This is a genomic window from Streptomyces sp. R28 (assembly GCF_041052385.1).
Lineage (GTDB): Bacteria > Actinomycetota > Actinomycetes > Streptomycetales > Streptomycetaceae > Streptomyces.
The window spans coordinates 773,089-797,258 of the sequence record NZ_CP163439.1 but is presented as its reverse complement, the minus strand read 5'-3'; the positions used below and the strand labels follow the sequence as shown (position 1 = coordinate 797,258).

The 24,170-nt window shown below is 70.0% G+C and carries 15 protein-coding genes and 1 pseudogene; 11 read left to right on the top strand and 5 right to left on the bottom strand.

The genetic code is table 11. The features are described 5' to 3' along the window. Positions 1–135 precede the first annotated feature (135 nt). Positions 136–1,194 carry a VWA domain-containing protein gene (locus AB5J49_RS03325; RefSeq protein WP_369166964.1) on the top strand — a complete coding sequence of 353 codons (1,059 nt, stop codon included), beginning with the start codon at positions 136–138 and terminating at the stop codon, positions 1,192–1,194. Between the two features lie 136 nt (positions 1,195–1,330). Then, positions 1,331–1,541, top strand: a pseudogene (locus AB5J49_RS03320) (IS5/IS1182 family transposase); the annotation flags it as partial. A 16-nt stretch (positions 1,542–1,557) separates the two neighbouring features. Here the strand turns inward: AB5J49_RS03320 and AB5J49_RS03315 are convergent. Next, on the bottom strand, positions 1,558–2,406 hold the full coding sequence (locus tag AB5J49_RS03315) for an ABC transporter permease (protein WP_369166963.1): 849 nt from the start codon (positions 2,404–2,406) through the stop codon (positions 1,558–1,560). 42 nt (positions 2,407–2,448) lie between these two features. After that, on the bottom strand, positions 2,449–3,474 hold the full coding sequence (locus AB5J49_RS03310) for an ABC transporter substrate-binding protein (protein WP_369166962.1): 1,026 nt from the start codon (positions 3,472–3,474) through the stop codon (positions 2,449–2,451). Positions 3,475–3,756: 282 nt separating this feature from the next. Between AB5J49_RS03310 and AB5J49_RS03305 the strand changes: the two genes are divergently transcribed. The 5 genes from AB5J49_RS03305 to AB5J49_RS03285 all read left to right on the top strand — a co-directional run bounded on the left by AB5J49_RS03305 (position 3,757) and on the right by AB5J49_RS03285 (position 17,136). Next, positions 3,757–4,542: an ABC transporter ATP-binding protein gene (locus tag AB5J49_RS03305; RefSeq protein ID WP_369166961.1), complete on the top strand. Its 786-nt coding sequence runs from the start codon at positions 3,757–3,759 to the stop codon at positions 4,540–4,542. Then, on the top strand, positions 4,539–5,483 hold the full coding sequence (locus tag AB5J49_RS03300) for an LLM class F420-dependent oxidoreductase (protein ID WP_369166960.1): 945 nt from the start codon (positions 4,539–4,541) through the stop codon (positions 5,481–5,483). Before AB5J49_RS03305 ends, AB5J49_RS03300 begins: the two co-directional genes overlap by 4 nt. A gap of 422 nt (positions 5,484–5,905) precedes the next feature. Then, the gene (locus AB5J49_RS03295) at positions 5,906–7,117 is read left to right on the top strand and encodes a S8 family peptidase (RefSeq protein ID WP_369166959.1); all 1,212 of its coding nucleotides are present in this window, start codon (positions 5,906–5,908) and stop codon (positions 7,115–7,117) included. A 453-nt stretch (positions 7,118–7,570) separates the two neighbouring features. Beyond that, positions 7,571–15,610 carry an SDR family NAD(P)-dependent oxidoreductase gene (locus AB5J49_RS03290; RefSeq protein WP_369166958.1) on the top strand — a complete coding sequence of 2,680 codons (8,040 nt, stop codon included), beginning with the start codon at positions 7,571–7,573 and terminating at the stop codon, positions 15,608–15,610. Between the two features lie 14 nt (positions 15,611–15,624). Continuing rightward, on the top strand, positions 15,625–17,136 hold the full coding sequence (locus AB5J49_RS03285) for a tryptophan 7-halogenase (RefSeq protein ID WP_369166957.1): 1,512 nt from the start codon (positions 15,625–15,627) through the stop codon (positions 17,134–17,136). 188 nt (positions 17,137–17,324) lie between these two features. Here AB5J49_RS03285 and AB5J49_RS03280 read toward each other — a convergent pair whose 3' ends face one another. Then, the gene (locus AB5J49_RS03280) at positions 17,325–17,828 is read right to left on the bottom strand and encodes a MarR family winged helix-turn-helix transcriptional regulator (RefSeq protein WP_369166956.1); all 504 of its coding nucleotides are present in this window, start codon (positions 17,826–17,828) and stop codon (positions 17,325–17,327) included. 131 nt (positions 17,829–17,959) lie between these two features. On the opposite strand from AB5J49_RS03280, the gene AB5J49_RS03275 reads away from it, so the two are divergent. Further along, the gene (locus AB5J49_RS03275) at positions 17,960–18,409 is read left to right on the top strand and encodes a DUF6069 family protein (RefSeq protein WP_369166955.1); all 450 of its coding nucleotides are present in this window, start codon (positions 17,960–17,962) and stop codon (positions 18,407–18,409) included. Positions 18,410–18,748: 339 nt separating this feature from the next. After that, on the top strand, positions 18,749–20,023 hold the full coding sequence (locus AB5J49_RS03270; protein WP_369166954.1) for an MFS transporter: 1,275 nt from the start codon (positions 18,749–18,751) through the stop codon (positions 20,021–20,023). A 96-nt stretch (positions 20,024–20,119) separates the two neighbouring features. On the opposite strand, the gene AB5J49_RS03265 is transcribed toward AB5J49_RS03270, so the two are convergent. Continuing rightward, positions 20,120–20,686, bottom strand: a complete 567-nt coding sequence (locus AB5J49_RS03265) for a hypothetical protein (RefSeq protein WP_369166953.1) — start codon at positions 20,684–20,686, stop codon at positions 20,120–20,122. A 96-nt stretch (positions 20,687–20,782) separates the two neighbouring features. Here AB5J49_RS03265 and AB5J49_RS03260 point away from each other — a divergent pair, with 96 nt between their 5' ends. Then, positions 20,783–21,349 carry a PadR family transcriptional regulator gene (locus AB5J49_RS03260; RefSeq protein ID WP_369166952.1) on the top strand — a complete coding sequence of 189 codons (567 nt, stop codon included), beginning with the start codon at positions 20,783–20,785 and terminating at the stop codon, positions 21,347–21,349. A gap of 76 nt (positions 21,350–21,425) precedes the next feature. Further along, positions 21,426–23,144 (top strand): acyl-CoA dehydrogenase family protein, encoded by a 1,719-nt coding sequence (locus AB5J49_RS03255; RefSeq protein WP_369166951.1) that lies wholly within the window; start codon positions 21,426–21,428, stop codon positions 23,142–23,144. Positions 23,145–23,448: 304 nt separating this feature from the next. Here AB5J49_RS03255 and AB5J49_RS03250 read toward each other — a convergent pair whose 3' ends face one another. Continuing rightward, entirely contained in the window at positions 23,449–24,111 is a 663-nt protein-coding gene (locus AB5J49_RS03250) for a pyridoxamine 5'-phosphate oxidase family protein (protein ID WP_369166950.1), read from the bottom strand. Positions 24,112–24,170: the final 59 nt, after the last annotated feature.

Here is a 24,170-nt window from a genome sequence, read left to right as displayed (position 1 = left end):
GCGATCGGCGGGCGTCTCCTGGGTGCCGGACAAGGCGCTGGATGCAGTCAGGTGATTGAGCGTCAAAGGCCGTTGTCAGTGCCTCCCCATAGAGTGGAGACATCACTCGGGGAGCCTCGAAGGGGGAGCACAAACATGTCCGCAAACAAGATCCAGCACAAGGTGAATCACGTCGCGCTGGTGGTGGACTGTTCGGGTTCAATGCGTCCGCACCAGAGCCAACTCATTCGAGTTGTGGACGAGTTCGTGGCAGGGTTGAAGGCCGAGTCGGACAGCCTCGGCCACGAGACCCGGATCAGCCTCTATTCCTTTGACCACAGGGTGGAGAATCTGGTCTGGGACATGGACGTGAAGCATCTGCCGTCCATGCGCGGGCTGTACCAGGTCAACAATGGCGCTACGGCCCTCATCGAGGCTTCTCTGAAGTCCCTGGACGACCTGGGTCATATCTGGGAGGAATACGGCGAGCACAGCTTCCTCCAGATCGTTGTGACGGACGGCGAGGAGAACGCCTCCGGCGGCGACAGGCGGCACGACGGCGACATGGCCATCCTCGGCCCCTGGCTCGACAGGATCACGGCGAAGATGGGCGGGCTGCCGGGCCACTGGACTTCCGCGATCCTCGTTCCGAACTCCCTGGCCAAGCGGACCGCCCAGAACTATGGCTTCCCTGCCGGGAACATCGCCATCTGGGATGCGGACTCCCAGAAGGGTGTCGAGGAGGCGATCGGCACCGTGCGCGCTGCCGCCACCAGCTTCCTGCGCGGGCGCGAGCAGGGGGTGCGCGGCACGAAGAACCTGTTCGCCGTCGGTCAGGACATATCGGTTGACGAGGTGCGGGCGAACCTCGAACCGATTCCGGCCGACAAGTACCGGCTCCTGAAAGTCGACAAGGAGGTCGAGATCCGTCCCTTCGTCAACTCGCATCCAGGCGTGACGTACGAACGTGGTTCGTGTTACTACCAGCTGGGCGCCCGAGCTCAGGTTCAGCAGAACAAGGAAGTTGTCGTGGTCGAAAAGGACACCGACCGAGCCTATACGGGCGACGCGGCACGCAGCCTTCTTTTCGGTACGGACGTCCAGGGGACCGTCTCCGTGAAAGCGGGGAACAACCCCAAGCTGGAGGTATACGTACAGAGTCGTTCGGTGAACAGGAAACTCAAGCCGAATACACGTCTGCTCATCATGCTCTGAAATCAATCTCTGAAATCACTGAGCTGTTTCAGTGTGGTCACTGATCGGGTGACGATGTAGCCGTCCGCAACGGACAAGGCTCCCGTGCCGTTGAGGGAGGTGTTCGACGTCTCAACTCTCTGGCGCAGGAGCCTTGTTGGTTTCCTATCCTGCCGTTCTCGACCTGCCCCATGCCCTGGTCGAGTGGGTAACCATGCTCATCGTCACCCGCGAGGGTGACCGTCGCTGCAAGCTCCCGCCACACCAACGTGCCCTGGTCGGCCTGGTGTACTTGCGCAAGCCTGCTCGCCGACCGCGCGCCCGGCCTACCGCGCGCGCTGCGTGAAGCCGACCCCGACTACGCCTTGCACGAGCTCAGCCGCTTCACCTGCGCGAGGTGGTGTCCCTGACCCAGGGCAGCGCGAACCGTTCCAACAACACCAAAGCGAAGTAGAGCAGGATGCTCATCAATCCGATCAGGATGATCGCGGCCCACGCGGTGGCGGTGTCGCCGACCCCACCCGCCTGCACGATCAGATAGCCCAGCCCGGACTCACCGGCCTGGAACTCGCCGATGACAGCGCCGATCGCGGCGAGAGGCATGGCCACCTTCAGACCGACGAAGATCTGCGGCAGTGCGGCGGGCAACCGTACCTTCCGGAACGCCTGCCAGCGCGAGGCGTCCAGCGAGCGCGCCAACTCCGCCAGGTCGGCCGGGGTCGACGTGAGGCCGGTCGCGGTGGACAGCACGATCGGGAAGAAGCAGAGCAGGAACACCATGGTCAGGACCGGCTTCGGCCCCCAGCCGAGCGCTCCCACCAACAGCGGCCCGAGCGCGATCTTCGGAACCGTGTTGACGGCGACCAGCAGCGGCGTGAACATTCGCTCCAGTACCCGCGAGCCCGCCAGCGACAGTCCGATCAGAACACCGCAAGCGCTGGAGAGGACGAACCCGACAACCGTCTCCACCGTGGTGTCGCCGGCATGCTCCAGGAACCGGACCGGGGATGCGGCGAACGCCGAGAGCACGGCACCCGGCGGAGGCAGCACTGCCGGGTGGATCACCTCCAGCACTGAGGTGAGAAGCCACCACACGCCGAGCGCGATCAGCAGCCCGGCCAAAGGCAGCAGCACGGCACCGAGGCCCGTCCTGCGCCGTGGACCGACTGGCGGCCCGGGCACCGGCTCCGGGCCCGCCGCCGAGCCCTGCTGCGGCTTCGACAGTTCGGTCATCCCGTCCTTCTCCCAGCGCGGTCCTTCTCCAGCGCGGCGCGATCAGGCTTTCGGCACCAGGTCGAAGTCGATGATCTGCTCCGGGGTCATTCCCTGCCGCAGCGCGCCCGCTCGCTCCAGGATCGTGATGCTCCTCGCGACACGCGCGGAGTCCAGCGTCCCGATCGCCGTGCCGGAAGTGCCCGGCGTGACGTACTCGGCCATCAACTCCAACTCGGCGGCCGCGGCGGTCGGGTTCGTGGCGTCCACGTTCCGCTCAAGGATCTCGGCGGCTTCCTTCGAGTTGGCCAGGCTGTACTCCAAGCCCTTGAGCAGCGCGTTGGTGAACCGCTTCACCATCTCCGGATCCTGCTCGGCGATCTTCTTCGACGTGATCAGCACGTTTCCGTAGAGGTCGGGTATCACGTCGCTGTACGGCAGCAGGACGGCCTTCTTCTTGGTCACCGCCTCGATGGTCGGCTTACCCACCACGAACTGGCCGATGCCGTCCACCGAGCCGCCGGCGAGCGTGCCCATCAGGGTCTGTGCCTCGCCGTTGACCCAGGTCACCTTGTCGGCGTCCACTCCGGCCAGTCGGGCGTACGTCGGGAAAAGGTTGCGGACGACCGAGCCGGGCGTGTCGGCGAGCCGTTTGCCCTCGAGGTCCTTCGGAGTGGCGATGCCGTTGCCCTCGGTGGTGGCGATCGCGGCCATGGTGCGCTGCTGGATGGCGGCCACCGCGACGAAGTCCTTCGCCTGACCGCTGCCCATGTGCAGCAGACCTCCCGTCAGGTCGATCGGGCCGAACTGCGCCTGGCCACTCACCACGGCCGGAATCACGCCGCCGGTGCCCTGGCCCGGCTTGATCTCCACGTCGAAGCCGGCCTCTTCGAAGAACCCCTTGTCCTTCGCTACCCAGGCGTACGCGTCCCGGCCGAAGTTGCCGAACGAGGTCAGGTAAGTCACCTTCTTCAGTGCCTTGCCGTCTTCACCGTCCCCTGTGTCGGAATCCGAGCCGCCACATCCCGCCACCAGCGCCAGCGCTGTGGTCAGGGCTACCGCGGCGACCGCACGGGCGAATCTCATCATGCGCACAGTGTTGTCCTTTCCGACCGCCGACTGTGCCGGCGGAGGGGCGTCGAGACAGACGAGACCGAACGGCGTGACCGAACCGCCGCGAGCATGACACTCGGTGCGGGCAACAGCGTACGAGGGCACGGTAGTTGTGGGCCAGCCGTGGACCAGATCTGGGGCGTTGGAGCATGCGCAGACATGACGACAGGTACCGCCGAGCGACCTGCTGCGGGTAGCCTGACTGGGCGTTACGAACCGGCCGACATGGCGATCGCCAGTGGATGGGGAGACCGCCGGATGATCAGACTCACCGGCGTCTCCCGGAGCTTCACCAGCCGGTCCGGTTCCACGGTGGCGCTCCAGGACATCGGACTTCACATCGCCGAGGGCGAGTTCGTGGCGGTGGTGGGCCGGTCCGGTTGCGGCAAGTCGACACTGCTCCGGCTGATCGCCGGGCTACTGCCGGTCACCGAGGGCGAGATCGCCATCGGCGGCGAGCGAGTGACCGGAGCCCGGCGGGATGTCGCCATGCTGTTCCAGCGGCCGGCGCTGCTGCCCTGGCGGTCCGTCCTCGACAACGTCCTGCTGCCCGTGGAGATCTTCGGCTGGAACAAGGCCGAGTACCGCGACCGGGCGAAGCGGTTGCTGGAGACGGCCGGCCTCGGCGGCTTCGAGAAGCACCGGCCGCACGAACTCTCCGGCGGGATGCAGCAGCGTGTCGCACTGTGCCGGTCCCTGTTGGGCGAGCCCCGGGTGCTGCTCATGGACGAACCGTTCTCCGCACTCGACGCGCTGACCCGCGCGGACCTCGCGGTGGAGCTGCAGCGCATCCACATCGAAAACTCCTCAACAGTCGTCTTCGTCACCCACTCGATAGACGAGGCCGTGGTGCTCGCCGACCGGGTTGTGGTGCTCAGCCCGCGCCCGGGCCGGATCCGCAAGATCGTCGACGTCGCCATTCCCCGGCCGAGGACGCTGGGCCGAACCGCGTACCTGGGCGAAGTTGCCCGGTGCAGCGCCGATCTGCACGAGCTGCTGATGGAACGGGACACATCCACGTCGGCTGAAACGGAGGGGCGATGAGCCTGCGGATCTGCGTCTTCACCGAGCCGCAGCGCGGCGCCGAGTACGAGGATCAGCTGCGCTTCGCGCGACTCGTCGAAGCCGGCGGGTTCGAGGGCTTCTTCCGGGCCGATCACTTCCAGACGATGGGCGCCGATCCCGGGCTGCCAGGCCCTACCGACGCTTGGCTCACGTTGGGCGCGCTCGCCCGGGAGACCTCCCGGATCCGGCTGGGCACCCTGGTCACCTCGGCCACCTTCAGGTTGCCGGGCCCGCTTGCCGTGATGGTGGCTCAGGTCGACCGGATGAGCGGGGGGCGGGTCGAGCTGGGCCTCGGCGCGGGCTGGTACGAACGGGAACACACCTCGTACGGCATCCCGTTCCCACCCGCCTCGGAGCGGTTCGATCGGCTGGAGGAGCAGTTGGCGGTGATCACCGGCCTGTGGCGGACACCGGTCGGTGAGACCTTCAGCCATCGCGGCGACCACTACCAGCTGGTCGACGCGCCTGTCCTGCCGAAGCCCGTTCAGGTGCCGGCACCGCCGATCATCGTCGGGGGCCGCGGCCTCAAGCGCACCCCGGAGCTGGCCGCTCGGTATGCGGACGAATTCAACATGCCCTTCAAGTCGGTGGCGGAGACTGCCCGGGCGTACCAGCGGGTTGCAGAGGCGTGCGAGCGGACCGGACGGGCCGGCGCCGGTCAGCCGCCGCTGCTGCTCTCGGCCGGGGTCGTGGTCGCCATCGGCCGTACCGACGCGGAGGCGCAACGGCGGGCCGCCCCGCTGCATGTCAAGAGCGCACTGCCGCCGGAGGATGCGGTGGTCGGATCCCCGGCCCAGCTCGTGGAGCGGCTCGGCGAGTTCTCCGCGATCGGCGCAGGCCGTATCCATCTGCGACTGATCGACTTTCACGACCTCGACCACCTGGAACTCATCGCCGGTGAGGTGCTTCCGCAGCTGTAGGGCGTGCTGTTGTGGATCCGCGTCCACGGGGCTGGTGAATGGTCGCAGGTCAGGCGCACATGTTGGGGGGCAACACAGTTCGGCGATCGTCTGTGCGTGTGACGACATGCCGCCTCTGCTCTTACCCGCGACACTGCGCGCGCTGTGCCAGGTGACGCTCAATCCACCGAACGTGACCAGACGGTGAAGGAATCGGCACAGATAATCCTGGACCGTTCCTTGGTGATTCAACCAGCGTTCAGCGCTGCACATTTGCGCTCGGGTTGCTTCGAATGTGCGTGAATCTCGTGGAGGTCGATCATCCGCAGGGCGTCGAGGGCGCACCAAGAGATTGATCTGCTCGCGACAAGTCGGCAGTCTCCTCAGCACGCGCAGCGCTGCCGTTCGAACGTAAATCCCCCCACTTCACGAGGAGACCCCTCTTGACGGCGCATCACAAACGCTCAGGCAAGGCCAAGATCGTCACCGCGATCGCGGCCGTCGCAACCGTCGTCGGCACCGGCCTTTATGTGTCCCCCCTTGCTCAGGCGGGACAGCCCGCGGAGGGCAAGGTCTACGGTCTGAACGCCGAAGGAGCCGTGGCCGGCAGCTACATCGTCCTTCTGGACCAGAAGGCGTCCACGGCCGAGAAGCGGGATCTGGCCGCCGAGTACGGTGGCAAGATCGGCCGGACCTACGGCTCGGCTGTCAACGGCTTCTCCGCCGGCAGTCTGACCGAGACGGAGGCCAAGCGCCTCGCGGCCGACCCCTCGGTGTCCAAGGTGGTCCAGAACAAGAAGTTCCACATCAGTGCCACCCAGGACAACCCACCGTCCTGGGGCCTGGACCGCATAGACCAGAACGACACGGCCGCCGATGGCAAGTACACCTACCCGGACAAGGCCGGGGAAGGAGTGACCGCGTACGTCATCGACACCGGCGTACGCATCAGCCACAAGGACTTCGAGGGCCGCGCCGCCTCCGGCTTCGACGCCGTCGACAACGACGACACGGCCGACGACGGCAACGGCCACGGCACCCATGTGGCGGGAACCATCGCCGGTGCCTCCCACGGTGTGGCCAAGAAGGCCAAGATCGTCGCGGTTCGTGTGCTCGACGACAACGGCTCGGGCACCACCGAGCAGGTCGTCGCCGGCATCGACTGGGTGACCCAGAACCACCAGGGCCCCTCGGTGGCCAACATGAGCCTCGGCGGCGGCGCGGACCCCGCTCTCGACGAGGCGGTCAAGAAGGCCATCGCCTCCGGCGTCACCTTCGCGGTCGCCGCAGGCAACGAGTCGGCGGACGCGGGGCAGGGGTCACCGGCCCGGGTCCCCGAGGCCATCACGGTGGCGTCCAGCACCAAGGACGACGCCCAGTCGGACTTCTCCAACTTCGGCTCGATCGTGGACCTGTACGCGCCGGGCTCGGACATCACCTCTGACTGGAACGACAGCGACCAGGGGACCAAGACGATCTCCGGCACCTCCATGGCCACCCCCCATGTCACTGGAGCCGCCGCCGTCTACCTGGCCGGTCACCCGGACGCCACTCCCGCCGAGGTCGCCACCGCGCTCACCGGCGCGGCAACCGGCGACAAGATCACCAACCCGAGCAGCGGAACGCCCAACAAGCTGCTGAAGGTGACCGAGTAGATCCACAGTAGATCTACACAGGACACCGGGCCCGGCGGTGCCGCCAGCGCGTGCGCAGCGGCATCGCCGGGCCGCGTCGTGCCAAGGGGCGGTGCCCTGCGCGACACCTGGCGGCGCCGTGTTCCACCTGGCGTGACGGAGTTTCGCCTTGGGGCGGGGCCAACACCGGGGCGTGAACCCGGCCCGCCGGGAGACCGGGTCTCGGTGTCGCGATGGCGGACAGCGCGCACCGGTCACGCAGGGGCACGCCGAGGCATCCGGCGTTGTGGCCGTCCACCATCACGGCGGTCGCGGTCACGGTTCATCGCCCCGTTCGCGGACGGCCCGCCCGCCGTGTCGGCCGCTTGCGGGGCACTCACGCCCTTCTGAGGCCCGGCGTCGTCCGGAGCATCGCGGCTGCTTCCCACGTAGGCTCAACATCGTTGAACCGCGAGGGGATTGGAAGGCGGGACCATGTGGCGTGAGGAGCTGATCCGGCCGCTGCCGGAGCTGTTGAAGGAGCACGCCGAGTCGGCGGCGCAGCGGGTCGCCTACGCCGACTCCTCGCGCAGCGTCACCTACGCCGAGCTGGAGCGTCGCACCCGCGCGCTGGGGGCGTACCTCACCCGGACGGGACTGCGCCGCGGGGACCGCGTTGCGATCTGTCTCGGCAACTGCGTGGAGATGGTGGAGGGTTGCCTCGCCGTCCTGCGGGCCGGGATGATCGGCGTCCCGCTCAATCCCCGGTCCTCCGACGCGGAGCTGGCCCACTTCCTCCAGGACAGTGGCGCCGGCTTCGTCATCACCGACGCCCCGCACCTCGCACAACTGCGGCGCCTGGGACAGCCGTACGACGGCTTGGGCGTCCTGGTCACCGGCAGGGGCACCGGTCCGATACCGGACGGGGCCCAGTCGTTCCAGAGCGCGGCCGAGAGCGACGGGGCCGCGGAGATCGACAGGCTTGGGCTCGACGATCCGGCCTGGATGCTGTACACCTCCGGTACCACCCACCGGCCCAAGGGAGTGCTGTCCACGCAGCGGGCCGCGCTGTGGTCCGTGGCCGCCTGCTACGCCCCGATCTTCGGCCTCTCGCCCGACGACCGCCTGCTCTGGCCGCTTCCGCTGTTCCACAGCTTCAGCCACTCGCTGGCGATCCTGGGCGTGACGGCCGTGGGCGCGAGCGCCCGGATCGCCGGTGAGCTGCTGCCGCCGGGCGGTCTGCGGCAAGAACTGCTCACCGCCTACGAGGGGTTCGGCGGCCCCTTCACCATGCTGGCCGGCGTGCCCGCGACGTATCACCGGCTGGTCGACTCGGCCGGCGACCGCCCGCGGATGCTGCGGAGGTGCATCGTGGCCGGTGCGCCGAGTGGTCCCGCTCTGCGCGCGGCCGTCGAGGAGACCCTCGGGGCGCCCCTGCTCGACGCGTACGGCAGCACCGAGACCTGCGGCATGATCGCGGTGAACCGTCCGGAAGGGCCCCGGGTCGACGGTTCCTGCGGGCCTCCCGTGCCGGGCGTCGAGGTACGTGTCGTCGACCCGGGCAGCGGCGAGGACGTCCGGGACGGGGCCGAGGGCGAGATCTGGGTGCGTGGGCCGGGCCTGATGACCGGGTACCACGAGCAGCCCGAGGCGACGCCCGCCGCGCTGCGGGACGGCTGGTACCGCACCGGCGATCTCGGCCGCCGTGTCGAGCACGGCCATCTCAGGCTCACCGGCCGGGTCAGCGAGCTGATCATCCGCGGCGGCGAGAACATTCACCCGACGGAGATCGAACAGGTCCTGTCGCAGTGTCCCGGCGTGTCCGACGCCGTGGTCGTGGGCGTGCCGCACGACGTGCTGGGCGGGGTGCCGGTCGGCTTCGTCGTACCAGGTCCGGACGGGATCGACGCGCGGCGGGTGCTCGCCGAATGCCGGGCCCAACTGGCCGACTACAAGGTGCCGGCCGAGATCCGCGAGATCGCCGCGGTCCCCCGTACCGCGTCCGGCAAGATCGCCCGGCACGAGCTGGTCGTCCCCGCTCCGGCCGCCCCGGTCGCGGTCGAGGCGCCCCTGAGCGAGCGGCTGCGCGAGCTCTCGCTCGACGAGCGGGAACGCGTGCTGCGCGAGACGGTCCTCATCGAGACGGCCGAGGTCTGCCGGCGTGCGCCGGGCGATCTGCCTGACGCGGACAGTCCGTTCGCCGATCTCGGCATGACGTCCGCCGGTGCGGTCGAGCTGGTGGACCGGCTCGGTGCCCTGACCGGCCTGAGCCTGCCGGCGACGCTGGTCTTCGACCATCCGACATCGGCCGAGGTGGCCCGGTACCTGCGCGCCGCGCTCTTCGAGGCAGGGCCCGTGCGGCACCCGCAGGCGTACGGCGGACAGGACCGGTCCCTTCAGGACGACCCCATCGCGATCGTCGCCATGGGCTGCCGGTATCCGGGTGACGTCGACTCCCCGGAGGATCTGTGGGAGTTGGTGTCGCAGGGCCGGGACGCCATCTCGGAGTTCCCGACCGACCGCGGCTGGGACCTGGACGCCCTGTACGACCCCGATCCCGACCGGATCGGCACGTCGTACACGCGACACGGCGGATTCCTGCACCGGGCCGCGGAGTTCGACGCCGGGCTGTTCGGGATCTCGCCGCGCGAGGCGCTCGCGATGGATCCGCAGCAGCGGCTGCTCCTGGAGACGTCCTGGGAGGTGTGGGAGCGGGCCGGGATCGACCCGGCGTCGCTGCGCGAGAGCGACACCGGGGTGTTCGTCGGCGTGATGCACGGCGACTACGCCGCTCGCTTCACCCGCTACCACGAGTTGGAGGCGCACCTGGGCCTGGGCTCGGCGGGCAGCGTGGCCTCCGGGCGGATCTCCTATGCGTACGGTCTGCGCGGTCCCGCGATCACGGTCGACACCGCGTGCTCGTCCTCGCTCGTGGCACTGCACTGGGCCGCGCGGGCGCTGCGCTCGGGCGAGTGCTCGCTGGCGCTGGCCGGCGGGGTCACGGTGATGGCGACGCCCAAACCGTTCCTCGCCTTCAGCCGGCAGCGCGGGCTGTCGCCGGACGGGCGCTGCAAGTCGTTCTCGGCGGCGGCCGACGGTACGGCCTGGGGCGAGGGCGTGGGACTCGTCCTGCTGGAGCGGCTGTCCGACGCGCGGCGGGCCGGCCATCCGGTGCTGGCCGTACTCCGCGGCTCCGCCGTCAACTCCGACGGCGCGTCCAACGGACTCACCGCGCCCCACGGGCCTGCTCAGCAGCAGCTGATCAGGCAGGCGTTGGCGGACGCGGGGCTGCGCGGCGGTGACGTCGACGTGGTGGAAGCCCACGGTACGGGCACCCGGCTGGGCGACCCCATCGAGGCGCAGGCCCTCCTGGCCACGTACGGACAAGGCCGCGAGCAGCCGCTGTGGCTCGGGTCGGTCAAGTCCAACCTGGGGCACACGCAGGCGGCGGCCGGAGTCGCCGGAGTCATCAAGATGGTGCAGGCCATGCGGCACGGTGAACTGCCCCGGACCCTGTACGCCGACTCGCCCACACCGCACGTCGACTGGTCCTCGGGCCGGGTGGAACTGCTGACCGAGTCCCGGCCCTGGCCGGCCTCGGTGCGCCCGCGGCGTGCGGGGGTCTCGGCCTTCGGGATCGGCGGGACCAACGCGCATGTGATTCTGCAGGAGGCGCCGGAGGCAGCGGCACCGGAGGCGGCGTCAGGGCCCCGGGCCGGGCTTTCGGCGGTCTCCCAGGAGACAGCCGCGCCGCCTCCCGTTCCGTGGCTGCTCTCCGCCGCCGACGAACCAGCCCTGCGCGCCGAGGCCCGACGGCTCGCGGCCGAAGCGGCGAACCGGCCGAGCCTGTCGCCCGCCGACATCGCCTACTCCCTCACGGTGTCGCGCTCCGCCCTCACCCACCGTGCGCTCGTTGCGACCGGCGACCGGACCCGGATGCTGGACGCGCTGAACGCGTTCGCGCAGGGCCGGGACGTGACCGGAGTCGTGCGAGGACTGGCGGACCCGGAGATCCGTACGGCCTTCCTGTTCACCGGGCAAGGTGCCCAGCGCCCCCGGATGGGCGCCGAACTGCGCGCCGCCTTCCCCGTCTTCGCCGAAGCCTTCGACGGGGTGTGCCGGTGTCTGGACGCCCTTCTCCCACAGCCACTGAGCGGGGTGCTGTCCGCCGAGCCGGGCACACCGGAAGCCGCGCTGGTGGACCGTACGGACTTCACACAGGCCGGACTGTTCGCCTTCGAGGTGGCGTTGTTCCGGCTGCTGGAGTCCTGGGGCGTTCGAGCCGACCGGCTCGTGGGCCACTCCGTCGGCGAGTTGGCGGCCGCGCATGTCGCCGGTGTACTCGATCTGCCCGACGCGGCAAGGCTCGTCGCCGCGCGCGGCCGGCTGATGCAGGCGTTGCCCGACGGTGGCGCGATGGTGGCGCTGGACGCGACCGAGGAGGAAGTACTCCCAGCGCTGGCGGAGTTGGCTGCGCGGGTGGCGATCGCATCCGTCAACGGGCCCCGTTCGGTGGTGATCTCGGGCGTGGAGGACGCCGTGCTCGCTGTTGCGGCCGGCTTCGAGGCACGTGGGCGTAGGGCCGTACGGTTGCGGGTGAGTCACGCCTTCCACTCGCCCCTGGTGGAGCTGATGCTCGACGAATTCCTGAGCATCGCCCGGGAGTTGACCTTCCGGCCACCGCGCATCCCGATCGTCTCCACCGTGACGGGCAGACTCGCCGAGCCTGCGGAACTGTGCTCGCCCGAGTACTGGGCGCGGCCCGCCCGGCAGCCCGTGCGCTTCGCCGACGCCGTGCGCCGGCTCGCGGACGACGGAGTCTCGGCCTACCTGGAACTCGGCCCTGGGCCCGCCCTCACCGCGGCGGCCACCGACTGTCTGACCGACGCGTCCACGAGCGGCGCCGTTCTCGCCGTGGCCACGCGAGGCGGGGCGCACGAACCGGAGACGCTCCTGTCGGCCGTGGCCCGGCTGCATGTGGCCGGGGCCGCTGTCGACTGGACTGCGGTGTACGCGGGTTCCGGCGCGCGGCGCGTGGATCTGCCGACGTACGCCTTCCAGCGGCAGCGGTACTGGCTGGACGCACCGCGCCCGGGGGCGGCCGAGGCCGGGGCGCTGCTGAGCCCGGCGTTCCCGGTGCCGGACACCGAGCGGACCGTGCTGACCGGGCTGTTGTCCCTGGCCGCCCACCCGTGGCTCGCGGACCATGTCGTCGCCGGGAGGGTGATCGTGCCGGCGACGGTGTTCGTGGAGATGGCCGTGCGGGCGGGCGACGAGACGGGCTGCGGTGCGGTCGACGAACTCGTGATGCTGTCGCCGCTCGCTCTGCCCGGTTCCGCGAGGGTGCGCGTTCAGGTCGTGGTGGGTGCGCAGGACGACTCGGGCCGGCGGCCGGTCGACATCTACTCCCGGCCGGAGGACTCGGCCGGGGATTTTGCCGAGGACGCTCCGTGGACCCGGAACGTCTCCGGCTACCTGGGCCGCGGACGTGCGGCGGAGGGCGAGACCATCGCGTGGCCGCCCCAAGGCGCCGAGGCGATGGATCTCACTGACGCCTACGCCGCCCTCGCCGATGCCGGGCTCGCCTACGGGCCTGCCTTCCAGAACGTCGGCGCGCTCTGGCGGCGCGGCGACGACGTCTTCGCGGAGGTCCGGCTGCCCGCGTCACACACCTCGGAAGCGGGCCGCTTCGGAATCCACCCGGCGCTGTTCGACGCCGCGTTGCACGCACCGCTGCTGGCCGCGCCCGCCGACGCGGGCACGGTGCGTGTGCCGTTCGCGTGGAGCGGAGTGAGCCTGCACGCCTCGGGAGCCACACAGCTGCGGGTCAGGGTGACGTCGACAGGCCCGGACACGGTCTCGCTGACCCTGGCCGACCCGTCCGGTCGACTCGTGGCGCGCGTGGACTCGCTGGCCACCAGGGAACTCCCGGCCGAGGGGGCCGACCGGGCCGGCGCGACGGGCGACGCGGACGACATCGTACGAAGGTCGCTGCTGCGCCCTGAATGGGGCACCCTCGAACTTCCCGGCAACGCCGATACGCGAGGCTGGGCGGTGCGCGGACCGGACGAGCTGGACCTCGCCGAGTTCCTGCCCGGCGCTGTGCACCCCGAGTTCGTCGCCGTCACGGCTGTCGCCGGTGCGTACGGTTCCGATCCGCTGCCCGCTGTGTACGAGTTGACCGGCAGGGTGCTCAGGGCGCTCCAGGACTGGCAGGACGATCCGGGCGCGGCCGGCTCACGGCTGGTCGTGGTGACGCGGGACGCCACCGGCCCGGTGCCGGACCTGGCGGGTGCGGCGGTCTGGGGACTGGTGCGTACGGCGCAGTCGGAGCTGCCCGGTCGTGTCGTCCTGGTGGATGTGGACGGGCGGCCCGATTCGCTGCGAATGCTGCCGCAGGCCGTCGCTACCGGCGAGTCCCAGCTCCGAGTGCGGGGCGGGCAGGTGACCGTTCCACGACTGGCGGCGGTCGATGACCTTTCCGGCGCGGGGGCTGCCCTCGGAGGGGACGGCACGGTGCTCATCACCGGAGGCACCGGTGCCCTGGGCGCGGAACTGGCACGTCACCTGGTCGCCGGACACGGCGTACGGCATCTGGTGCTGACCGGACGCCGCGGGCCGCAGGCACCCGGAGCCGAGGAACTGCGCGGTGAACTGGCGAAGTTGGGGGCGGAGCGGGTCGGCATCGTGGCCTGTGACGCGGCCGACCGAGCCGCGCTGGCCGAGGTGATCCGGCGCTGCGAGCCGCCGCTGACCGCCGTGGTGCACGCCGCCGGGGTCATCGACGACGGCGTGCTGGACTCCCTGACCCCCGAGCGGATGGCGGCCGTACTGCGGCCGAAGGCCGACGCGGCCTGGAATCTGCATGAACTGACCCGGGACATGGGTCTTTCGGCGTTCGTCGTGTTCTCCTCCGCCTCCGGTCTGCTGGGCCGGGCGGGCCAGGGCAACTACGCGGCCGCGAACTCCTTCCTCGACGCCCTCGCCCGCCGCCGCGCCGCCGAAGGACTGCCGACGCTCTCGCTGGCGTGGGGTCCGTGGGAGCACGCCGGCGGCATGGCGGGGGAGCAGCCCCGACAGCGCCCACAGCGCACAGATCCACGCGAGGTGCTCGTGCCCCTGTCAACCGAGCAGGGCCTGGCTCTGTTCGACGCCGCGCTGCACTCGACGGAGCCGGTCCTGGCGCCGGTCCTGCTGGACCGGGCGGCGTTGCGGTCCGGTGCGGGACACGTGCCACCGCCGTTGCGCGCACTGGTCCGTCAGCACCGGCCGCCCGCCGCGGCGTCGGCCTCCGGCTCTCCTGGGCAGATGCTGGAGCCGGGAGCCTGGCGCAAGCGGCTGTCCTCCATATCCCCGGGCGAGCGGGAAGCGGCGCTCGTGGAGCTGCTGCGGGCCGACGTGGCCGCGGTGCTCGGATACCCGAACGCCGACGCGCTACCGACCGGCAAGAACCTCGCCGACCTGGGGTTCGACTCCCTCACCGCCGTGCAGATCCGCAACCGGCTGAGCATGGCGCTGGGTCTCCGGCTGTCGGCGGCCGTGGTGTTCGAGCACCGCACGGCCGAGGAGCTGGCACGCCACCTGCTCGGCCTGCTGGACGGCGAGCCGACGGCCGCGGCAGCCCTCGATGCCACAGAGGCGCCCAAGGCCGCTGGGGCAGAGCGGCCCGCCTACACCCTGTCCTCTCTGTTCCGCACGGTCAGCGCCTGCGGACAACCGGTGGCGGCGGTGCACCTGCTCGTCACCGCGTCCTGGGCGCTGCCCACCTTCCCGGCCGCCCGAGGCCGTGAGCACGCTCTGCCCCCGATCCGCCGCTCCCACGGCCGCCCCGGCTCCCAAAGGCCGACGGTCGTCTACTTCCCCGCCTACCAGCCCTCGCTCGTATCGGGCGGAGGAGACTTCCCTCGCTTCCACCGCGCTTTCCAGGACGACCTGGACGTGGTGGAGTTCCCGCACCCCGGTATCGGCGCCGGTCCCGCCGTGCCCGAGGACCGCGCCGCGCTGGCGCGTACGCACGCCGAGAGCGTGCTGCGGCACGTCGGGGACGGACCCTTCGTGGTCGTAGGACGGTCGGCGGGTGGCAACGTGGCGCAACTGGTGGCCCACGAGCTGGAGAACAACGGCCGGATACCGACCGGCCTGGTACTGCTGGACACCTACCACATCACGCCGGACAACAGCGGCAAGGACTGGCTGCTGTCCCTGGCAGCCCCGCCGCCGCAGGACACCGGAGAGCCCGTCCTCACCGGGGACGACGACAGCGTCCTGGCCGCGATGGGGGCCTACAACCGGATCTTCCTCGACTGGGATCCCGAGCCGGTCGCCACGCCCACGCTCCTGGTGCGCGCCCTGCGGCCCACACCCGCCATGGCGGCCTTCTCGGACGCGGACGACTGGCGGACCTCCTGGCCCACCGCGCACGACGTCGTGGAGGTCCCCGGCGACCACCTGACGATGATGCAGGAACACGCGGAGACAACCGTGTCGGCGATCCGCACCTGGATCGACGCACGAACGGCGAAGGAGAACCAGTGAGTTCGGTGAGTTCCGTGAGTTCTGCGAGTTCCGCCAAGCCCACGCAGGACTTCGACGTCATCGTGGTGGGCGGTGGCCCGGCCGGGGCCACCATCTCGGCGGCCGTCGCCCTGCACGGCCATCGTGTCCTCCTCGTCGAGAAGGAGACCTTCCCCCGGTACCAGATCGGCGAGTCCCTGCTCCCGTCCACCGTGCACGGTGTGTGCCGGATCCTCGGCGTCGAGGGCGAGATGGCCGCCGCGGGCTTCAAGCTGAAGCGCGGCGGCACCTTCCGCTGGGGCCGGAACCGCGACCCCTGGCAGTTCTCCTTCGCACTGTCGCCCCGGCTGGCCGACCCGACCTCGTTCGCCTACCAGGTCGAGCGGTCCCGGTTCGACGCGATCCTCCTCGACAACGCACGCCGGGTCGGCGTCGACGTCCGGGAGGGCTGCCGCGTGACCGGCGTGCTCGCCGACGAAGGCGAGCAGGGGCGGGTCCGCGGGGTGCGCTGGACCGGTCCCGGCGGCGAGGTCCGCGAGGCCGCCGCCCGGTACGTCGTGGACGCCTCCGGCAACGGCAGCAGGATCCACCCGCACGTCGGTGGGAAACGGACCTACTCCGAGTTCTTCCGCAACATCGCGGTGTTCGGCTACTTCGCCGGCGGCGCCCGGCTCCCGGCACCGAACGACGGCAACATCTTCTGCGCCGCCTTCGACGAGGGCTGGATCTGGTACATCCCGCTCCGGGACGACCTGACCAGCGTCGGAGCCGTGGTCGCCCGCGAGAACGCCGAGGCGATCCAGCGGGACCCGGCGACCGCCTGGCGCTACCTGATCGACGCCTGCCCGGAGGTACGCGGCTTCCTCGACGGCGTCCCACAGGCCATCGAGCCGCCTTACGACCAGGTTCGCGTCCGCAAGGACTGGTCGTACTGGAAGTCACGGCTGTGGCGGCCCGGCATGGTGCTCGTCGGAGACGCGGCGTGCTTCGTCGATCCGGTGCTGTCGAGCGGGGTCCATCTCGCGACGTACGGCGGCCTGCTCGCCGCCCGGTCCATCAACGGCTACCTCTCCGCAGCCCTGGACGAGGACCGGCTGTTCACCGAGTTCGAGGCCCGCTACCGGCACGAGTACGGCCTGTTCCACGACTTCCTCGTCTCCTTCTACGACATGCACCAGGACGAACGGTCGTACTTCTGGAAGGCGCGCAAGGTCACCAACGTCGGCTCGACGGAACTCGAGGCGTTCGTCGAGCTGGTGGGCGGTCTGGCGTCCGGCGACACGTCGCTCACCGGGGCCGGGCCGGTGGGCGCACGCCTTGAGACCGTCGCCGACGACTTCGAGCGGGCCGTGCGCCGCCTTCCCGACGCCGACGACCTGCGCAATCCGCTCTACGAGTCCAAGAGCTTCCGACAGGTGTTCCAGGAGGGAACCGCCCTGCAGGAACGCGGGCTGTTCGGCGGGCCGTTGGAGACGGAGGCGCCGCTGCGGCCCGGCGGTCTGGTGGCGTCGGCGGACGGGCTGGCCTGGGTCGAACCCGAGGCGTAGTGGGCGGAGACAGGTCGGTGCCACGGGCATGGTCACCCCGCACGAGGCCCTGCGCGCATCGAGAAGAACACCGAGCGTTCCTTCACCGATGAGCCAGGCTGCTGTTACTTCGACGTCGTCTGCGACCTGACCGACGACCACCACTTCGTCTTCCCGACAGTCCTCTACGGGGAGAGGCTGGTACGGCGTCAGCGGCGGAGCCACGGCAGGGTCGACGGGTAGGTGTCCTGCTCGTCGGCCTGCTTGAGGGCTGTGATGATCGCTGCGCTGATGGCCGCTAGCTGCTCCGCCTGTTCGGGGCTGAGCGCGTCGAAGACCGCGCGGCGGACGGCGGCCACATGGCCCGGGGCCGCCTTGGCCATCAACTCCATGCCCTGGTCGGTGAGTTCGACAAGCTGTCCGCGCCGGTCAGCCGGGTCGTCCCGACGTCGTACGTAGCCGGGTTCCTCCAGGCGGATCACCGCGCGTGTGAGCCGGCTGCGCGTGAACTTGAGCTGCTCGGCGAGCGAGGACATTCCCAGGGTGCGTTCGGGCGCCACGGACAGGCGGGCAAGAAGGCTGTAGTCCGCGTGCGTCATACCCGCGTCGCGGCGTAGCTGCTGATCCAGGTAGTCGCTCAGCAGGGTCGAGCAGTCCATGAAGTCGATCCAGGCTCGCATCTCCTCGGGAGTGAGCCACCGCGTGGAAGTCATGGGGACCAACCTAGGGCGATGTGTTTGCCAAATCAAACAAGTGGGGTAGCGTGGCGGCGATGTTTGAAGAATCAAACGTTTGTCGCCCAGGGCGGCGCCTGCCGTCTTGAGTCCTTCCTCAGGAGGTCCCCATGCCCGGTCCCGTCTCCGATGCCGTCTCGACGGCCACGCCCACTCAGCGCTCTCGCGCCCTGACGGTGGCCGCCGGGCTCCTCGCGGCGGGTGTAGTGGCCTCCGTGGGGAACGCGGTGGTGGCCCTGCTGGCCCGTGCGGCCGGCGCGTCGCACGACTTCGATCCGCTGACCCCGCCCGCCTACGTGCCGCTGACCGTGATCGGCGTCGTCCTCGGTGCCATCGGCTGGGCGATTGTCCGCCGAGTGGCCAAGGACGCGGCTGGATTGCTGCGGTGGCTGGCGCCCGTCGCCGTGGTCGTCTCGTTCGTACCCGACCTGGCCCTGCTCGGCGGTGACACGCCCGGCAAGGGTCCGCTGGCCGTCGCCGCACTGATGGTCATGCACGTCGTGGTCGGGGTCGTGGCCGTTCTCGCGTACCGGCGCGTCCTGCCGCTGCCGGTCCGCTGACGCCTCGCAGGCACGCTGACGTCCGCGAGTCGGTGCGAGCGGTGTCCCGCGGCCCGGTCCGGCCGGACTTCCAGGACACCGCCGCCCGCGCAAGCCTGGAACGGCCGTCCACGCCATCAGTGATCTTTCCTGGGGTCATCCACCAGGTGGATAGCCCGGATACGGGATTCGGATCGCTCGGAGGATGGTGGCGGGGACTCCGGGCAGCCCATAGTCGTCCCTACCCGCACGCCGCTGTCCGGACCAGCGGCCGACGTGCGGCCCGTCCTCAGCATGCCGTGCGCCGTCGGCGCCTGTGAAAGGCATGTCTGCTTCCGTACGCCGTCCCATGGAGTCGCCATGCCTGGTTCCGTCCCGCTGTCTCCCCCCGCGGTCGATGATGTCGCTCCGTCACCTGTAGCCGTCTCAGGACCGGCTCATCTGCTGCGGGTGACCCTGCTGATGGCGGGCAGCTGTCTGCCGATCCTGGGGGCGGTGCTGATCGCCCCGGTGCTGCCGAAGATGCAGGACCACTTCGAGTCGGTCCCGGGGGCCAAGGCGCTGGTCCCGCTCGCCCTGACCGTCCCGGCGTTGGCGCTGGCGCTGCTCGCACCGTTCGCCGGCGTGATCGTGGACCGGCTGGGCCGCAAGCGCCTGTTGATCGTCGCGACCGTGCTGTACGCCGTGTTCGGAACGGCCCCGCTCTACCTTGACTCGCTGGGCGCCATCATCGCCGGCCGCGCCCTGGTGGGCGTCGCCGAGGCCGCGATCATGACGTGCTGCACCACGCTGATCGGCGACTACTACACCGGCCCACAGCGGGTGAAGTACCTCGCCCTGCAGACCATGTGCGCCTCCGCCTCGGCCACCGTCTTCTTCGCGATCGGCGGTGCCGCCGGCTCGGCAGGCTGGAAGGCGCCCTTCTGGGTGTACGCCGTGAGCCTGGTCCTCGCCCCGCTGATGGCCTCCGCGCTGCCCAACCCGGCCACCCGCGCGGCCACCGACGACGCCCCGGCCGGCACGGCGACGGTGCGGGCCCGACGCGCCTTCCCTTGGCGGCAGATGGCGGGTATCTGCGCCCTGACCTTCTTCGGGGCGATGGTCTTCTACACCGTCCCGGTGGAGATGGCGTACCTGCTCGACGAACTCGGTGTGGAGAACACGGGTGTCATCGGTCTGGCCACCGCGGTCGCGAGCGCCGCCACGGTGGCCGGAGCGATCACCTTCGCTCGGCTGAAGCGCTCCCCGGACCCGATGCTGCCCGCGGTGCTCGCGGTCTGCGCGGTCGGCTTCGGGGTGATGTTCCTGGCGGACACCGCGCCGCTGCTGGTCGTCGGAGCGGTGGTCAACTGCGTGGGCACGGGCATGCTGCTCCCGGCCCTTCTGACGAGCGCCATGTCGCGCCTGGCGTTCGAGGACCGCGGTCGTGGCACCGGTCTGTGGATGGCGGCCTTCTTCGGCGGCGAGTTCGTCTGCCCGCTCGTCCTGCTGGCCGTGGAGTCGGCGGTCGGCAGTCTCGCCGGTGCGGTGGGCGTGCTGGGGCTGGCCGCCGCCCTCGTCGCGGCGGGTCTCATGGTGGCCCGCCGCCACGTCGGCGCCGTCGATCCCCGGCCGCTGCCCGAGCAGTTGGCCTGAGCGCGGGGAAGCCGACGGGCTGGAGGGGACAAAGCTGGTGCTTCGGCCCGCCTCATCAGGCGGGCCAGGGCTCGCCGTCGTACCGATCGACCGGCTTCAGGCGCTGAGGTCCCCGCCGAATGCCTTGACGTGCGGCTCGAACCTGAATGCGGGACCGGAGATGTTCGCCGTTGTTTTGATCCGGCCGGTGAAATCTCGAACCGGCGCACCGGTGCCCAGGAGCTCCGGGTCGAAGACGCGGTTCGCGACCGTGTAGCCCAGCCGCCGGGGGATCGTGCGGCGGCCCACCCAGTTTGCGGCTTCGATCGACCGCCGGAGCCTTCCGACGGAACCGTGAGCACCTCGCCGTCGCTGAGAACGCTCAGGCGCCGGGAGCGGCGCGTCCGGCCCGTACGCCGCCTCGTCGATCCGCAGCGCCCGCTCGGTCAATGGCACCGGTGCCTCGTGATCACCGCGAAGGTGTCGGATTCGCGCCAGGGTGGCCAAGTCCGTCGCGATGGCGGGACTTTCCGCCGGCAGACAGGACTCGTGCAGGCTCAGAGCACGTTCCGCCATCGGGCGCGCTCGCTCCGGCGCGCAACGGTCCCGGTGGATCTGCGCCAGGGTAATCAGGGCGAAGCCGATTTCCGCATCCCTCCGCTCGAGCGATTCGTCGATCGCCAAGGCACGCTCACACAGGGGCAGTGCCACCGGGTGAGCCCTGTCTCACCTGGGCAGCGCCACTTGGCTATGCAACGAGTTGCATAGAAGGATCGGGGCATGGCGCTTGAGCACGCGATCCTCGTCTCCCTGCTGGAGAAGCCGGGCTCCGGATATGAGCTGGCCCGGCGGTTCGAACGGTCCATCGGATACTTCTGGACCGCCACGCACCAGCAGATCTACCGCGTTCTCAAGCGCATGGAGAGCGATGGCCTGCTTGCCGTCCGTGAGATGCCGCAGCAGAGCCGACCGGACAAGAAGGAGTACTGCGTCGTAGGCCCCGGCCGCGCCGCCCTCTCCCAGTGGCTGCACGAATCGATCCACCCCGAGAGCATCCGGCACGAACTCGCCGTGAAGATCCGCGGCGCAGCCTTCGACGACCCGTCCGTGCTGATCCGTGAGGTCGAACGGCACCGCCAGGTGCACAGCGACCGGCTCGCGCACTATCTGGCGGGGGAGCTGCGCGACTTCACCGGCCCGGCGGCTCCCACCCCGCTCGACGCCGGTCAGGAGCTGCAGCATGTCGTGCTGCGCGGCGGCATCGCGTACGAGCGGATGACCATCGCATGGCTCGACGACGTACTCGCCACCCTCCGCCGGCTCGGCACGTCACACCCGCATGCCTGAACTGCCGGCCGCCGCCCGCGCTCCGCGACCTTCAGCCCTTCACCCTTCACCCTCAACCCTCGGAAGGCGGACATCCATGGCCGACCCCCTCCTCTTCAACCCCCGCACGTACGACCCCGCGCAGTTCGACCCCGAGACCCGCAGGTTGCTGCGTGCCACCGTCGACTGGTTCGAGGACCGCGGCAAGCGCAGGCTCATCGAGGACTACCGTTCCCGCGCCTGGCTGGCCGATTTCCTGGCGTTCGCAGCCAAGGAAGGACTGTTCGCCACCTTCCTCACCCCGGCCGGCGCCGCCGGACACGAGGACCAGCGCTGGGACACGGCCCGGATCGCCGCCCTCAACGAGATCTTCGGGTTCTACGGTCTCGACTACTGGTACGCATGGCAGGTGACCATCCTCGGTCTCGGCCCGGTCTGGCAGAGCGACAACAGCGCGGCTCGCACCCGCGCGGCGGAACTCCTCGCCCAGGGGGAGGTGTTCGCTTTCGGCCTCTCCGAGAAGACCCATGGCGCCGACATCTACTCCACCGACATGCTGCTGACGCCGGACGGCAACGGCGGCTTCACGGCGTCGGGTTCCAAGTACTACATCGGCAACGGCAACGCCGCCGGGCTGGTCTCGGTCTTCGGCCGGCGCACCGACATCGAGGGCCCCGACGGCTACGTCTTCTTCGCCGCCGACAGCCGCCACCCGGCCTATCACCTCGTGAAGAACGTCGTCGACTCCTCGAAGTACGTCAGCGAGTTCCGCCTCGAGGGCTACCCGGTGGGCCCGGACGACGTCCTGCACACCGGCCGCGCCGCCTTCGACGCCGCTCTCAACACCGTCAATGTTGGCAAGTTCAACCTCTGCACCGCCTCGATCGGCATCTGCGAGCACGCGATGTACGAGGCAGTGACCCACGCGCACAATCGGATCCTGTACGGCCGCCCCGTCACGGCCTTCCCGCACGTGCGCCGCGAGTTGGCCGACGCCTACGTCCGCCTCGTCGGCATGAAGTTGTTCAGTGACCGCGCCGTCGACTACTTCCGCTCCGCCTCTTCGGACGACCGCCGCTATCTGCTGTTCAATCCGATGACGAAGATGAAGGTGACCACGGAGGGCGAGAAGGTCATCGACCTGATGTGGGACGTGATCGCCGCCAAGGGCTTCGAGAAGGACACCTACTTCGCGCAAGCCGCGGTCGAGATCCGAGGGCTGCCGAAGCTCGAAGGCACGGTGCACGTGAACCTCGCACTGATCCTCAAGTTCATGCGTAACCACCTCCTGAACCCGGCCGAGTTCGCGGCCGTGCCGACCCGCCTCGACGCGGCGGACGACACGTTCCTCTTCGAACAGGGACCGGCCCGTGGCCTTGGCTCCGTACGCTTCCACGACTGGCGCCCCGCCTACGACGCATACGCCGGGGTACCGAACGTCGCCCGCTTCCGGGAGCAGGCCGACGCCCTGTGCGAGTTCGTCGCCACCGCAGCCCCCGACGAGGAGCAGAGCCGCGATCTCGATCTCCTTCTCGCCGTCGGCCAGCTGTTCGCGCTCGTGGTGCACGGCCAGCTGATCCTGGAGCAGGCCCGCCTGACGGGGCTTGACGAGGACGTGCTCGACGAGCTGTTCTCCGTCCTCGTCCGCGACTTCTCCGCCTTCGCCGTCGAGCTGTACGGCAAGGACTCCGCGACTGCGGATCAGCAGCGCTGGGCGCTCGGTGCCGTTCGTCGTCCCGTCGTCGACGAAGCGCGTTCGGGACGCGTCTGGGAGCGTGTGGAGGCGCTGTCCGGGGCCTACGAGATGGCGCCGTGACAGTGCGCTCAGGGCGCTCGTCGACACAAGACGGCCCTGCTTCCCGGGATCAGTAACGCTCGTACCCTGGCCTTCCGGGCGACCTGCCGCGCGCAGGGCCGGGGTACGTTGTGCCCCCGGCGGCGGCCGCCGTAGCAGCAGCCAAGGCGGGTCCGTCGGGGACACGTCCGCCGGCTCGGCAAGGCACGCCAGATCGGCCACCGTTCATGGCGTGACGGCCGGCCGGCGCCTGACGCGTCGTTCGACGTCCACATGTCCCGCAGAAGCCCCGGTACCTCTGACGGGCGCCCAGGTCAACGCCGGGTCATCCCCTGCCCGGCAGCGGTCCGGTGCGTGTTCCCGAAGTCTGCATGCCCTCGTAAGGCGGGGACTGGTGCTCCGCGCGGGGGGCGAAGTAGTCGGCATCCTTTGGCCGATGGGACCCCGGGCGCGGACGGGGGGCCGGCTCGAGATGGGGGATGTGCTTGGAGCAGTGCACATACGCCTCTTCGACGGTGATGTGCACCCAGAATTCGGGCCTGCGTCCAGGAGCGGTGTCCACGGGAAGGCGGGGGTAGGTCCGCCGCTGCTCCTCGTCCCCGTGGAGCCGAGCTGCGCCATTGACGTGCAAGCCGATGTGGTCATGCGTGAAGTCGACGAAGAGCAGGCCGATATGCGGGTTCTCGGTGATGTTTCCCGCGCTGGCGAGGACCCCGTTCCCACGGTACTCGGGGTAGGTGAGGGTGCCGTCGTCCAGCACGGTGACGAAGCCCGGGGGACCGGCACGGAATGTGACGTCGCAGGCTCCGCTGGCGTCCGACGTGGACAGGAACGCCATGGTTTGCCGCCCTATGAAGTCCGCCATCTGCGGCGTGAGACGGGTCTGCACCTGGCGGTCGTAGAAGGTGGCGGCCTGTTCGGCCGTGCCGAGAAGGTGTTGCAGGCGGCGCTCGCCGACAGAGCCGGTGGATTCGTGGGGATGGTTCACGGAACGCGCTGCCTTCCTGTGGCCTTCAGCTGGGCGTGGGAGCGACGGCACTCTAACGC

What these genes read in the sequence shown, in the direction of transcription:
- AB5J49_RS03280 (WP_369166956.1), bottom strand. Translation starts at nt 17,828, where the DNA reads ATGACTTCCACGCGGTGGCTCACTCCCGAGGAGATGCGAGCCTGGATC.
- AB5J49_RS03325 (WP_369166964.1), top strand. Translation starts at nt 136, where the DNA reads ATGTCCGCAAACAAGATCCAGCACAAGGTGAATCACGTCGCGCTGGTG.
- AB5J49_RS03310 (WP_369166962.1), bottom strand. Translation starts at nt 3,474, where the DNA reads ATGATGAGATTCGCCCGTGCGGTCGCCGCGGTAGCCCTGACCACAGCG.
- AB5J49_RS03275 (WP_369166955.1), top strand. Translation starts at nt 17,960, where the DNA reads ATGCCCGGTCCCGTCTCCGATGCCGTCTCGACGGCCACGCCCACTCAG.
- AB5J49_RS03315 (WP_369166963.1), bottom strand. Translation starts at nt 2,406, where the DNA reads ATGACCGAACTGTCGAAGCCGCAGCAGGGCTCGGCGGCGGGCCCGGAG.
- AB5J49_RS03255 (WP_369166951.1), top strand. Translation starts at nt 21,426, where the DNA reads ATGGCCGACCCCCTCCTCTTCAACCCCCGCACGTACGACCCCGCGCAG.
- AB5J49_RS03260 (WP_369166952.1), top strand. Translation starts at nt 20,783, where the DNA reads ATGGCGCTTGAGCACGCGATCCTCGTCTCCCTGCTGGAGAAGCCGGGC.
- AB5J49_RS03290 (WP_369166958.1), top strand. Translation starts at nt 7,571, where the DNA reads ATGTGGCGTGAGGAGCTGATCCGGCCGCTGCCGGAGCTGTTGAAGGAG.
- AB5J49_RS03305 (WP_369166961.1), top strand. Translation starts at nt 3,757, where the DNA reads ATGATCAGACTCACCGGCGTCTCCCGGAGCTTCACCAGCCGGTCCGGT.
- AB5J49_RS03270 (WP_369166954.1), top strand. Translation starts at nt 18,749, where the DNA reads ATGCCTGGTTCCGTCCCGCTGTCTCCCCCCGCGGTCGATGATGTCGCT.
- AB5J49_RS03300 (WP_369166960.1), top strand. Translation starts at nt 4,539, where the DNA reads ATGAGCCTGCGGATCTGCGTCTTCACCGAGCCGCAGCGCGGCGCCGAG.